At 67.8% G+C, this 12,658-nt stretch carries 13 protein-coding genes; 7 read left to right on the forward strand and 6 right to left on the reverse strand.

What is annotated here, in order from left to right; genetic code table 11:
- Window position 1: 1 nt before the first annotated feature.
- From rpsP to ABD768_RS16490, 3 genes are all read right to left on the reverse strand, one after another.
- Window positions 2-514, reverse strand: a complete 513-nt coding sequence (gene rpsP, locus ABD768_RS16480; protein ID WP_343963388.1) for a 30S ribosomal protein S16 — start codon at window positions 512-514, stop codon at window positions 2-4.
- Window positions 515-760: 246 nt separating this feature from the next.
- Window positions 761-2,104, reverse strand: a complete 1,344-nt coding sequence (locus ABD768_RS16485) for a 6-phospho-beta-glucosidase (RefSeq protein ID WP_343963390.1) — start codon at window positions 2,102-2,104, stop codon at window positions 761-763.
- A complete protein-coding gene (locus ABD768_RS16490) occupies window positions 2,101-2,853 on the reverse strand; it encodes a DeoR/GlpR family DNA-binding transcription regulator (protein ID WP_344841441.1) in 753 nt (250 codons plus the stop codon). The genes ABD768_RS16485 and ABD768_RS16490 overlap by 4 nt, the downstream gene beginning before the upstream one ends.
- 125 nt (window positions 2,854-2,978) lie before the next feature.
- On the opposite strand from ABD768_RS16490, the gene ABD768_RS16495 reads away from it, so the two are divergent.
- Genes ABD768_RS16495 through ABD768_RS16510 form a run of 4 tightly spaced genes read left to right on the forward strand, consistent with a single transcriptional unit; the run spans window position 2,979 to window position 7,003 of the window.
- Complete coding sequence (locus ABD768_RS16495) at window positions 2,979-3,956, forward strand: carbohydrate kinase family protein (protein ID WP_344841443.1); 978 nt, start codon at window positions 2,979-2,981, stop codon at window positions 3,954-3,956.
- 4 nt (window positions 3,957-3,960) lie between these two features.
- Window positions 3,961-5,247 carry an ABC transporter substrate-binding protein gene (locus tag ABD768_RS16500; RefSeq protein ID WP_343963399.1) on the forward strand — a complete coding sequence of 429 codons (1,287 nt, stop codon included), beginning with the start codon at window positions 3,961-3,963 and terminating at the stop codon, window positions 5,245-5,247.
- Window positions 5,244-6,176 carry a carbohydrate ABC transporter permease gene (locus ABD768_RS16505; protein ID WP_343963401.1) on the forward strand — a complete coding sequence of 311 codons (933 nt, stop codon included), beginning with the start codon at window positions 5,244-5,246 and terminating at the stop codon, window positions 6,174-6,176. Before ABD768_RS16500 ends, ABD768_RS16505 begins: the two co-directional genes overlap by 4 nt.
- Entirely contained in the window at window positions 6,173-7,003 is an 831-nt protein-coding gene (locus ABD768_RS16510; RefSeq protein WP_425552025.1) for a carbohydrate ABC transporter permease, read from the forward strand. Before ABD768_RS16505 ends, ABD768_RS16510 begins: the two co-directional genes overlap by 4 nt.
- 3 nt (window positions 7,004-7,006) lie before the next feature.
- Here ABD768_RS16510 and ABD768_RS16515 read toward each other — a convergent pair whose 3' ends face one another.
- From ABD768_RS16515 to ABD768_RS16525, 3 genes are read right to left on the reverse strand one after another with little or no spacing between them, the layout of a single operon-like run.
- Window positions 7,007-7,654 (reverse strand): maleylpyruvate isomerase family mycothiol-dependent enzyme, encoded by a 648-nt coding sequence (locus ABD768_RS16515; protein ID WP_344841446.1) that lies wholly within the window; start codon window positions 7,652-7,654, stop codon window positions 7,007-7,009.
- Between the two features lie 24 nt (window positions 7,655-7,678).
- The gene (locus tag ABD768_RS16520) at window positions 7,679-9,556 is read right to left on the reverse strand and encodes a caspase family protein (protein WP_344841448.1); all 1,878 of its coding nucleotides are present in this window, start codon (window positions 9,554-9,556) and stop codon (window positions 7,679-7,681) included.
- A gap of 1 nt (window position 9,557) precedes the next feature.
- A complete protein-coding gene (locus tag ABD768_RS16525; RefSeq protein ID WP_344841450.1) occupies window positions 9,558-9,941 on the reverse strand; it encodes a hypothetical protein in 384 nt (127 codons plus the stop codon).
- Window positions 9,942-10,121: 180 nt separating this feature from the next.
- On the opposite strand from ABD768_RS16525, the gene ABD768_RS16530 reads away from it, so the two are divergent.
- The 3 genes from ABD768_RS16530 to ABD768_RS16540 all read left to right on the forward strand — a co-directional run bounded on the left by ABD768_RS16530 (window position 10,122) and on the right by ABD768_RS16540 (window position 12,633).
- A complete protein-coding gene (locus ABD768_RS16530) occupies window positions 10,122-10,316 on the forward strand; it encodes a hypothetical protein (RefSeq protein WP_343963408.1) in 195 nt (64 codons plus the stop codon).
- 24 nt (window positions 10,317-10,340) lie between these two features.
- Window positions 10,341-11,690, forward strand: a complete 1,350-nt coding sequence (locus ABD768_RS16535) for a flotillin family protein (RefSeq protein WP_343963410.1) — start codon at window positions 10,341-10,343, stop codon at window positions 11,688-11,690.
- 157 nt (window positions 11,691-11,847) lie between these two features.
- Window positions 11,848-12,633 (forward strand): M23 family metallopeptidase, encoded by a 786-nt coding sequence (locus ABD768_RS16540; protein WP_343963413.1) that lies wholly within the window; start codon window positions 11,848-11,850, stop codon window positions 12,631-12,633.
- Window positions 12,634-12,658: the final 25 nt, after the last annotated feature.

Here is a 12,658-nt window from a genome sequence, read left to right on the forward strand (position 1 = left end):
GTCAGGCCTTGGCGTCGTCGGCCGGCGCGTCGGCGGCAGCGGCGTCGGCAGCCGGAGCGGCGTCCTCGACCTTGGCCTCGACGGCGTCGTCCTTCTTCTCGGCCTTGTCAGCCTTCGGCTCCGCCTTCTTGGCGGCGGCCTTCTTGGTCGTGACGGCCTCGGTCTTCAGCGTGCCGTGCGCCTCGGCGAGGGCCTCGTTGAAGATCTCCTGCTTGTCGCGCTTCGGCTCCTTGACCCGCAGCGGCGGCGGGGCGTCGAGGCCCTTGAACTTCTGCCAGTCACCGCTGGCCTTGAAGATGGCCGCGACGGCCTCGGTCGGCTGCGCGCCGACGCCCAGCCAGTACTGCGCCCGGTCCGACTCGACGTGGATGAACGACGGCTCGGCCTTCGGGTTGTACTTGCCGATCTCCTCGATGGCGCGGCCGTCACGCTTGGCGCGGGCGTCCATCACGACGATGCGGTAGTGCGGCGCACGCTTCTTGCCGATGCGCTTCAAACGGATCTTGACTGCCACGTTTGTGGTGTCTCCCTCGGGATTCATGTCTTGGTTGAGCGGCACACCGGCGTCGTGGGGACAACGGGTGACCACTCGGATGGGCCGAACCGGGACGTGGAGTTAGAGGGCTGCACGTGATCCGGACGGACTCAGCCCATCATTCTGCCAGATCAACCGCCCCGCCACCAATCCGCCCCGGACGCGAAACGCCCGGGCGCGGGGTACGGGCGATCAAGCGGCCCGGATCGAGGGTACGACGGGCCCTCAGGCGCGGAAAGCGGCCAGCGCCGGGAGCTGGTCGACATACCCGTCGAGGAGCTGGTGGGCGGCCGTGACGGAGTCGATCAGCGGGTGCCAGGCCAGCGCCCGGATCGCCGCCGCCCGGGAACCCGACGTCGCGGCCTCGATCGTCGACCGCTCGACCGCCTTCACCGCGCAGACCAGCCCGGCCTGATGGTCGGTGAACTGCGAGACCGTCACCGGCCGGGCGCCGTTGGCGTCGACCGTGCACGGGATCTCCACCACTGCATCCGCGTCGAGATGATGCAGCGTGCCCCGGTTGCGCACGTTCAGGATCAGCGACGCCCGCTCGTTGTGCGCGATCGCCCGCATCAGCGACAGCGCGACCTGCTCGTACCCGCCCGCCGACATGTCCCGCTCGTCGCGCTCCCCCGCGTCGGCGATCTCCCGGCTCTCCACCATGTACGTCGATTCGCGCTCGGCCCGCGTCTTCTGCCACAACTCAAGGGCGTTGGCCGGCTGCTCGGCCGTCTCCGCATAGAACCGTGACTGCTGCTCCAGCAAGAACGTCCCTCGCGTCTGCTCGACCGCCTGTACCGCGGCCAGCGTCTCGCGAGCGAAGTAGTAGTAGTGCAGGTACTCGTTGGGGATCGATCCCAGCGACCGCAACCACTCGACCCCGAAGAGCCGCCCCTCCTCGAAGTCCCCGAGCGCGGCCGGGTCAGCCAGCAGCGCCGGCAGGTGATCGACCCCGCCCGACTCCAGCCCACGCAACCACCCGAGATGGTTCAGGCCCGCGTAGTCGTAGAAGACCGCCGAAGGATCGAGCCCCAAGGACAGCGCCGCCCGTCGCCCGAGCCCGGACGGCGAGTCGCAGATCCCGATCACGCGATCACCCAGGTACGGGATCATCGCCTCGGTCACCATCCCGGCCGGGTTGGTGAAGTTGATGACCCACGCCTCCGGCGCCAGCGCGGCGATCCGCTGCGCGATGGCCGTCGCCACCGGCAGCGTCCGCAACGCATAAGCGATCCCGCCGGCGCCGACGGTCTCCTGCCCCAGTACGCCGAGATCGAGCGCGACCCGCTCGTCGATCGTGCGGCCCTCGAGCCCGCCGACCCGGATCGCCGAGAAGATGAAGTCGGCGCCGCGCAGCGCCTCGTCGAGATCGGTCGTCTCGGTCACCGCCGGCGCATCGGCGTACGGCAACGCCTGCTGCCGTAGTACCGACCCGATCGACGCCAACCGCGACCGATCGGTGTCGTAGAGCACGACCGAGGTGATCCGTCCGTCGCCCCGATCCCCCAGCAACGCCTGATAAACGAGCGGAACCCGGAACCCGCCGCCCCCGAGAATGGTCAGTCTCACGCCAGTACCACCTCTACCCCCGCCTCGGTCAGTTGAGTCCGGGTCGCCTGGTCGGCGGCGGGCTCGGTCACCACCATGGAAAGTTCGGTCGGCTCGCACACCTTGGCGACGCCGTGGCCGGGGAACTTGGTCGCGTCGGCCAGCAGCACCACCTTGTCGGCGGCCTTGATCATCGCCCGCTTCACCGGTACTTCGATCATCGTGCTGTCCATCACGCGCCCGTCCGGCCGCACCCCGCTCGTGCCCAGAAACAGCCAGTCGACATGGATCTGCCGCAGCGACTCCTCGGTCAGGTACCCGACGAGTGACCGGTAGCTGCGCCGGACGAAGCCGCCCAGGATGATCAGCTCGATCTGCTCGTCGTTCTGCAGCTCCTCCAGGACCGCGAGGTTGCTGGTCACCACGGTCAGCGAGCGCCCGTGCAACTGCTGGGCGACGCGCAGGGCCGTCGTACCGATGTCGAGCAGCAGTGATTGCCCGTCGGTCACCAGGGCGGCGGCGCGGCGGGCAATCCGGTCCTTCTCGGTGGCGTGCACGGCGCTGACCTCGGCGAACGGCTCGTCACCGCCGTCGACGGCGAGCGCACCGCCGTACACGCGGGTCAGCCGGCCCTGCTCGTGCAACTGCTCGAGATCCCGCCGGATCGTCGCCTCACTGACCCCGAGCTGGGCAGCCAGCACTTTCACGCCCCCGGCCCCGTCGGCCCGAAGCGCGCGAACGATCTGATCCTGCCGCTGCTGTGGCAACACACGGAGACGGTATCACGCAAACTTCGTCATAGTCGCGCATCAATTTGCAGGGGTATTGCGTAGTTTGCTCAGAAGATCCACACTGGCTGCACGAATTTGAGCGACCCTGCAGGAGTGTGCTGCCAATGAGTGAGCTGGACGTGGTTGTGTCCGGCCTGGTCTTCCACGACCTGGTGCTCGGCCTGCCCTCTGCGCCGCGCCCCGGCACCGAGGTCTGGGCGGACGACTCCGCCGAGAGCCCGGGCGGGATCGCCAACTTCGCGGTCGCGCTGGCCCGGCTCGGGCTGCGCACCGGACTGGCCGCGACCTTCGGCGCCGACGATCTCGGCGACCGGCTCTGGGACCGGCTGACGCAGGGCGAAGGCATCGATCTGACTCTCTCCCGCAAGCTCGACGGCTGGCAGACCCCCCTCACGGTGGCCCTTGCCTACGACAACGACCGGGCACTGGTCACCAGGGGTACCCCTCCCCCACTGTCGGCCGACGAGCTGCTCACCACGCCGCCGGCCGCCAGGGCCGTCGCCGCTCACATCGGTCCCTGGCCGAACGAGTGGCTCGCCAAGGCCCGGGCGGCCGGCAGCGTGGTCTTCGCCGACGTCGGCTGGGACCCCACCGAGCAGTGGGATCCCGCCGTACTCGACCAGCTGGAGCACTGCGACGTGTTCCTGCCGAACGCCGGCGAGGCGATGAGCTACACCCGCACGAGTACGCCGGACGAGGCGCTCGAGCGGCTGGCCGAGAAAGTACCCCTCGTGGTCGTCTCCGACGGCGCCAACGGAGCACTCGCGCTCGACGCGGGCTCCGGCGAGCGGGTCGCAGTACCGGCCGTACAGGTCTCGGCGGCGGACACCACCGGGGCGGGTGATGTGTTCGCCGCCGGGTTCATCGCAGCAACGCTGTGGGAGCTCCCACTCGCCGACCGGGTACGGTTCGCGGCCCTCACGGCAGCCATCTCGGTGACCCGGCTGGGTGGTGCCGACGCGGCACCGACCTGGACCGACCTGGCCGGCTGGCACCAACAGCACCCAGAAGACCAATCCCTTGCAGCGCTGATCAGCGCGCACTCCGGAAGCGCTCCCCTGCGCGACCAGTCAGGAAGGTAGAACCATGGACCTGTCACGTCGGACGGTGCTCGCCGGAGGCTTCGCCGCCCTGCTCGGCGGAACAGTCGTCGGCTGTTCGTCCAGCATGGACACGGGATCGACGAAGAAGAACGCGACCGGGAACATCGCCTTGTGGTGCTGGCCGGGCGGCCTGGGCAAGTCGGTGCTGGACGACACGATCGCGCACTTCCCGGACCAGCACATCAAGTACTCCGAGGTCGGCGGCGACTTCAAGCAGAAGCTGCTCACCACCTTCAACGGCGGTACGTCGATCCCCGACATCACCGGTGTCAAGGGTGAGGACATCGCCTCGCTGCTGCCGCAGGCCAACCGGTTCGTCGACCTCAAGACGATCGGCGCGGACTCGTTCCTGGGCGACTACCTGGAGTGGAAGGTCAAGCAGGCCACCACGCTGGACGGCAAGGTGATCGGCATCCCGATCGACATCGGCCCGACCGCGCTGTTCTACCGCGAGGACATCTTCACCGCCGGCGGACTGCCCGGCGACCCGGCCAAGGTTGCCGAGCAGCTGAAGACCTGGGACGACTTCATCGCCGCCGGGGTCGAGCTGAAGAAGTCGAACCCGAAGGCGTTCATCGTCGCCGACGCGACCGACATGTACGGCACGATCGTCAACCAGGGCACCGCGCGCTACATCGACAAGGACAACAAGTTCATCGGCGACCAGGACCACATCCGCAAGGCCTGGGACACCGCGGTCAAGGCGATCACGCAGAAGGTCGACGGCCGGACGCTCGGCGGTTCGCCGGACTGGAACGCGGGTCTGGACCAGGGCACGGTGCCGACCGTGACGGGTGCGGCCTGGGTCGCGCTGGACATCAAGGCCGCCTGCAAGACGAGCGTCGGCAAGTGGCGGGTCGCGCCGACGCCGAGCGGCCCGGCGAACTTCGGCGGGTCGTTCCTCACGATCACCAAGAGCGCGGCGGATCCGGCCGCCGCGCTCGAGGTGATCAAGTACATGCTCAGCCCCGACAACGAGGCCAAGGCGTTCGCCGACGCGCAGATCTTCCCGTCCGCGCCGGCCGCCTACGACAAGCCGCAGCTCAAGGCGGCGGACCCGTTCTTCGGCGGCCAGGTGCCGATCGAGGTCTTCGGGCCGGCCGCGAAGGCGATCCCGATCGCCTACGAGGCGCCCCTCGACAGCGCGGTCGCCACCCCGTTCACCGACGGGCTCAAGCTCGTCCAGGCCGGCAAGAAGACGTCGGACCAGGCGTGGACGGAGGCCGTCGCGAAGGCGAAGCAGATCGGCAAGCGTCAGGGCGTGCAGTGACACTGACCGCGACAGCACCCAGCAGACCCGCCGGTACGACGAAGCCGCGAGGCCGGCGCAGCGTCCGGTCGTACTGGCGGTTCTATCTCGCGCTGTCGCCGTTCTACGTGATCTTCCTGGTCTTCGGGCTGTATCCGGTGGCGTCGACGATCCTGCTCGCGTTCCAGAAGTGGGACGGGCTCGGGCCGCGCACGATGGTCGGCTTCCAGAACTTCCGGTTCCTCGCCGAGGACAGCACGTTCTGGCTGTCGCTGTGGAACACGGTCGTGCTGTTCGTGATGTCGACCGTGCCCACGCTGGTGATCGCGATGGCGCTCGCGGTGATGCTGCACTCGGCGGTCCGGTTCAAGGGCGTCTACCGGATCGCGTACTTCATCCCGAACATCACCTCGCTGGTGGCGGCGGCGATCTTCTTCGGCGCCGTCTTCAGCACCAACTTCGGGCTGATCAACTCGGTCCTGCGCTCACTCGGGCTGCCCACCGAGGACTGGCTGCGGCAACCGTGGGGGATCAAGATCGCGATCTCCACGATGATCGTGTGGCAGTGGGCCGGGTACAACACGATCATCTACCTGGCCGGGCTGCAGGCGATCCCGACCGAGCAGTACGAGGCGGCGAAGGTGGACGGCGCCGGGCCGTTCCGGACGTTCTTCTCGATCACGCTGCCGCAGCTGCGGCCGGTTGTGCTGTTCACCGTGATCATGTCGACGATCGGCGGTTTGCAGACCTTCACAGAGCCACAAGTGATGGTCGGCAACACCGGTGGTACCGGGCAGAGCGGCATGACGGTGGTCATGTACTTCTACCAACAGGCCTTCTTCAACAACGACTACGGGTACGCCGGGGCGATCGCGCTGAGCATCTTCATGCTGGTGCTGCTCTTCACCGCGATCAACTGGAAGTTGCTGGGCGGAAGGGGACGCCAGTGAAGTCACGCATTCGTTGGCCCGGGCTGATCATGCATGTGGTGCTGGCGATCGCCGGGCTGCTGTGCCTGTTCCCGTTCTACTGGACGCTGGTGATGGCGACGAACACCACGTCGGACATCTACCGGTACCCGCCGAAGTTCACCTTCGGGTCGCAGCTCGACGACAACATCCATCAAGTACTGCAGAACGTGGCCTTCTTCTCGTCGATGGCGAACACGCTGGTGGTCGCGGTGTCGACGACGCTGCTGGTGCTGTTCTTCGACTCGCTGGCGGCGTTCACCTTCGCGAAGTTCCGGTTCCCGGGGCGGAACGCGTTGTTCGTGATCCTGCTGGCGACGATGCTGCTGCCGGCCCAGCTGGGCGCGGTGCCGCAGTTCCAGACGATGGCGGCGTTCGGGTGGGTCGGGTCGCTGAAGGCGCTGATCATTCCGGCGTCGGCGAACGCGTTCGGGATCTTCTGGTTGCGGCAGTACTTCCAGAACTCGATCCACGACGAGCTGGTCGAGGCGGCGACGCTCGACGGGTGCAGCTTCTTCGGGATCTACCGGAACGTGGCGCTGCCGTCGGCCCGGCCGGCGTTGGCGTTCCTGGGGATCTTCACGTTCGTGGCTTCCTGGAACGACTACTTCTGGCCGTTGATCGTGCTGACGAATCCCGATCATCTGACGCTGCAGGTCGCGTTGTCGTCGCTGAACCGCAGCCACGGCGTCGACTTCAGCATGGTGATGACGGGCGCGCTGATGGCGATGGTGCCGCTGATCATCGTCTTCGTCATCTTCGCCCGGCAGTTCATCAAGGGCGCGACCGAAGGCGCAATCCGCGGTTGAGGTCTAGCTGCTGAGTCTTGCGGCGAGCTGGTCGGCGCCTTCGCCGGTCAGCTCGTCGCGGGACGCTGGGCGGCCGTTGAGGATCCGCAGCACGGCTTCGCCTTGGGCATGGACTTCAGGACCTTGCCCGTACGACCAGTCGTAGCCGTCGGCAATCAGCCGTACGCCGGTGAGCCGCTTGCGCGCGCTGCCGCCGACCGAGATGGTGGTCGGCCATCTGGCGCCGACCGAGAAGTCGGCCACCGCGTCGAAGGCCTCGGCCGGTACCTCTCGGGGACTGTTCAGCGGACGCCTCATGTCGATCGCGTGGATCACCGCGTCGACCAGGCCGGCGATGAGCGGTACGCCGGTCGGCTTGGCGCCGGACTCGGCGTTGGCGCGGAGTTGGGCGAGGATCTCCGGGGGGCCGCGCCGGGCGTACTGCTTGGAGAGCTCGGCGCTGGCCTTGTTGATCCGGAAGCCCGCCTTGGCCAACGGGCCGATCAGCGCGAGCGGACCCATCACCGGCGCCCAGGCGATGTGCGCGGCGACCTCCTGCACGGTCCACTCACCACACAACGACGGCGTCGCCCACTCGGCCGGGCCGAGTGTGTCGAGGAACTCGATCAGCGCCAGGCGTTCGGTCCTGATCAGTTGGGGCAGGTCGGTCATGGATCGAGTGTGCCAGCCGTGGCTCTACGTCGGTAGAGAGTCTGGCCGGCGGTTTGCGACACCGGCGATGACGAGCAGGTTGCCGAGCAGGCCGGTGAGCAGGACGGAGACCGAGTCGCCCTCCGTCAGGGCCGGGACGACGGCGACCATGCTGATGACCGCGTAGGTGATGGTGGTCGCCGTCAGCCAGACCCTGGTCCGAAGATTCGTCGCCGCGATGGCGAGCCATCCGAGCGCGACGGTGACAACAGGTTCCAGCAGCGCCAGCTTGGTGACGGTGACGAAGTTGATCCCGTCGCTGTGCTTGATCGTCGCGCTGATCACCAGAACGATGCCCCCGGCAACGATCATCGCCATCGACTGAAGATGAACCGGACGTAGCACCGGCCGAGGGGGCTTGAGCACCACCAGCAACACAACGGTCATCACGAAGACGATCAACCCGGCGACCAACCACTCCGCCGTCTCTTCGTCGGCCAGCCCACCGGCAAGAATCAGCACCCCGTCCTCACCGATCGACCCGGTACACCCCAACGCAATCCCCAGCAGAACAAGGCTCCACCGCCCTGCCCACCGCACGAAGAGCCCCACCCCGAGCACCACCACCGACGCCACCATTTCCGGATCAGACCAGCTCCGGAACGTCCTCCACCCCGTATTCGAATCATCCGACCAAACCCGCCGAGACTCAGCCACCCCCGGCCAGTTCACCACCACCAACAACAAACCCCCCACCACCAACACCCCAACCACCCACCAAGGAACAGAAGTTGAGGTAGGCGCTGCCGTGGGTGCCTGAACTGCCGGGGTTGTGGGTGGAGGTGCGACCTGGCCGCTGGCGGGCTCAGGTGAATGCTCCTTCGGCTCGGGCGGGGCCGAGGTAGTTGCGGGTGGGCGTTGGATGAGGGGTAGGAGGGTGGGTGGGGTTTCGGTGAGGGCTTGTTGGGCTGCTTCGGAGACTTTGCGGCTGTCGTCGGTGGTCATCTGGGTGAGGGCAGCGTGGGCGGCTAGGGCGATGCGTTGGTCGTGGCCTGTGAGGCAGTCGCGGAGGTAGTCGACTACTCCGAAGCGGGCGGCTGACAACGGGCTTGTCATCGCTTCCAGTAGTTCGGGGGCCAGGGTGGTGGGGGTCAGGCGGTGGGAGCGGGCGATCAGGAGTTCGCCTTGGGAGCCGAAGGTCCACATCTGGGGGTTCTGGTTGGGGGTTTTGCGATGGACCTGGTCGGTGACGTAGCCGACCAATTCGGTGAGGCCTACCCAGCCGTCGCCGTCCTTGTCGGCGTCGCCGGATTTCAGACCGTCCACCACGGCGCTGGTGAAGACGGACGGCTTCGGCGTACCGGAGGCCAATCGGCCGTCCTCGAAGGCGTACTCCATCGCGCTCGAAGCGGTGACGACGACCCGCCCGCGTCCACCACCGACCCCGTCCTGTCCGGCGAAGGCGTCGCGCACCTGCGCCTCGCCCGCCGCGCGCACGACCAGCCCACGCGGGAAAGCACCGCCATAGCAACAGTCGAGGAACAACGCGATCCGCTGCGCCCGGCTGTCCGCCATCTGCCGGTTCACGAAGTCCGCGGGCACCGCCGTCGACGCCAGCCGCGTCGGCTGGGTGTCGGCGACCGCCAGGAACAGTTCTCCGGCCGCGTTCTTCAAACCATGGCAGGAGAAGTGCAGCAACAGCAGATCCTCCGGCGACCGATCCGAGAAGAAGTCCTCGACGGCGAACCGGATCGTCTGCGCCGACTCGTTCTCCAGCACCGTGACGTCGAACCCGCCGACCTCCGGATCACCCAGTACGCCGGCCAGTGCCGCCGCATCGCGGGCCGGCGCCATCAACCGGCTCAACCCCGGGTTGGCGTAGTCCGCGTTGGCTATGACAAGAGCCTCCCGAGACCCAGCCATCTCACGCGTCCGTCCCCGAATGCTTGCGTACCCACGCGTCCACCAGCCGTTGCTGCACCTCATCGGTCGCGCCGGTCAGCTCGATCGTGTCGCCGTCCATCGACAGCTTGATCGTGTGCCCGCCACCGGATCGACGCAGCCAGTCCCGTACGACGGCCACCACCGCGCCCACCGCCTGCAACCCCGGCACAACCGAAACGCTGAGCAACCCCGCGACCGCAGCCAGCCCACCGCGCGTACCGGCCGGCGCGTCGCCCTCCCGTACCTGCTCGACCGATCGGACGTCGAGCGTCAGCAACTCCTGACGCAGCAGGAGCGCCAGCTCCTCCAGCCGAGCCGCGTCCGCCCCGTCCTCGAGAACCCCAACCCGTACCTCAGCCGCCATCGAACCTCCCCCACCCCCAGGTCGACACTCCAACAATGCGCCGGCGCTACCCCCGACCACAAGGCGTGACGCCCCGGCACGCCCACGACGCGACCGGCGGACCGGCGACGACGAAGCAGGGCCCGGCGAGAACTAAGCTGCGGGAACCGTTTGGTGCAGGGGAAACGTCGGAGGGGCGTCATGGTTGGCAAGCGAGGACGCGTGATCGGCCGGATCGCACCGGGAATCGTCGGCGAGGTGATGCTGCCGGTCCGCGGTGCCACCGAGGCCTTCTACGCTTACCCGGCGGCCGACGAAGTGATCGAGGTCGGCACCCCGATCGTGGTGGTCGAGTACGACCCACCCCGCACGGTGTACGTCGCCCGCGCCATCTGAATCATCTTGTTCCCTGGAGGGGAAATGCTCTGGACGTACCTGATCACCGGCGCCGTCGCGCTGGTGGTCCTCCTGATCCTGTTCCGGATGGTCTGGCGGGTGGCCGAGCCGAACGAGGCCCTCATCATCTCCGGCCTCGGCGCGCACTCGAGCCAGGAGCAGATCAACGAGACGCTCGGCTTCAAGATCGTCGTCGGCCGCGGTACCGCCGTGCTACCGGGTTTCCAGACCGTCCGCCGGTTGCCGCTCGACATCCGGGCCACGCCGCTGACGGTCACCTGCGTCTCGAGTCAGGGCATTCCGCTGCACATCAAGGGCGTCACGGCGTACAAGGTCGGTGACGACTACGGCTCGATCGCGAACGCGGCCCGGCGGTTCCTGGAGCAGAGCGACGAGCAGGTGATGAGCACGATCCACGAGCTGTTCGCCGGTCACCTGCGGGCGATCGTCGGTTCGACCACGGTCGAGGAGATGCTGCACGACCGGGAGACGCTGACCACGAACATCCGCGGCTCGCTGGCCGGCGACATGGAGAAGCTCGGCCTGGTGGTCGACTCGCTGCAGATCCAGGAGATCGACGACGAGTCCGGCTACATCAAGAACCTCGGCCGTCCGCAGGCCGCCGCCGTCGAGGCAGCGGCCCGGATCGCCTGGGCCGAGCGGGACCGCGAAGCCACCGAGCGCGAGCAGGTCGCCGAGGCGGCCAAGGCCGCCGCAGTACGGCAGAGCTCGATCGCTCGCGCCGGGTACCAGGCCGAGGTCGACCAGGCGAACTCCAAGGCGTCGCAGTCCGGCCCGCTGGCCGAGGCGCTGGCCCGCCAGGAGGTCGTGGTCGCCGAGACGGAGACCGCGAAGCTGAACGCGTCGCTGGCCGAGAAGCAGCTGGAGTCGTCGGTGCTGAAGCCGGCCGACGCCGAGGCGTACCGGCAGCGTGCGCTGGCCGCGGCCGCCCGCGACGCCCAGATCGCCGGCGCCGAGGCGCAGGCCCGCGAGGTCACCCTGCGCGGTGAGGCGCAGGCGAAGGCGACCGAGCTGAACGGTAAGGCCGAGGCGCTCGCCGTCCAGGCCAAGGCGATGGCCGAGGCAGCCGGTATCAAGGCGCGGGCGGAAGCCCTTGCCACGAACACCGATGCCGTCGTCGCCCAGCAACTCGCCGAGGCGTACCCGGAGATCGTCCGCGCGGCCGCGTCGTCCTTCGAGAAGGTCGGCAACATGGTGGTGCTGAACGGTGCCCAGGGCATCGAGGACACCTTGGTCAAGACGATCACCATGGGCGGCTCGGGCTTCGCGCTGGCCAAGCAGCTGATCGAATCGCTGTCCAGCAACGGCAAGACGCCGACCCTGGAAGCAGTGCCGGACGACACCCCGGCCTGACCCGGATGGGAAGCCTTTCCACCACAGGTTAATCACTAACTATTCACCCGGATGATCAGTTCCTAAGTCACGAAACCTGCGCTAGCTTGTGAGCACATCACTCCAAGCGTCACGGGTCTCACCATCCGTGACCGGTCGCCCCGAAGGACTGATCACCGTGCCCATCAGACGAGTAATCGCCGTTCTGGCCTCGCTCCTGGTCGGTGCCGCCACCTTGGTGGCGGTACCGACCGAGGCGATGGCCGCCCCCAACTTCAAAGCCCCGTTCCCCTGTGGTCAGCGCTGGACCTACAGCCACCACTCGGCCGAGGTCCGCCGGGCGCTCGACTTCGTCCGTGCCGACGGTGGCGTCACGAACGGAACCCCCGTGCTGGCCTCCGCGGGCGGCACCGCCCACCGGTACTCACAGCCGAGTGGAGCAGGCAACTACATCGCCATCGAGCACGGCGGCGGCTGGAAGACGTACTACTTCCACCTCTCCGCGTACTCCGTCGCCGACGGCGCCCAGGTTTCGCAGGGCCAGCAGATCGGCGTGACCGGTGCCACCGGCAACACGACCGGCCCGCACATCCACTACGAGCAGCTCTACAACGGCGTCGGCCAGGACATCGTCATCAACGGCTCCGGCCTCGCCTACCCGGGCTCGTACAACCAGTACTTCCTGACCAGCGACAACGGCTGCGGCAGCCAGCCCGGGAAGCCCTTCAACACCTGGGGTTCCGGCGTCCGGGTCCGCTCCGACGCGTACTTGAGCTCCCCGGTGGTCGCCACGCTGGGCGGCCCCACCGCGGTCCGGGTCCTTTGCCAGAAGCAAGGAGACACGGTCAACGCGGAGGGCTACACCAACAACTGGTGGGCCAAGCTCGCCAGCCCGGCCGGCTTCGTCAGCAACATCTACATCGACGATCCGAACGCAGTGCTGCCAGGCGTTCCGGTCTGTTGAGTTGAAGCGAGACCGGGCCCACACC

Origin of the sequence: Kribbella ginsengisoli, assembly GCF_039537185.1 — a bacterium.
GTDB lineage: Bacteria > Actinomycetota > Actinomycetes > Propionibacteriales > Kribbellaceae > Kribbella > Kribbella koreensis.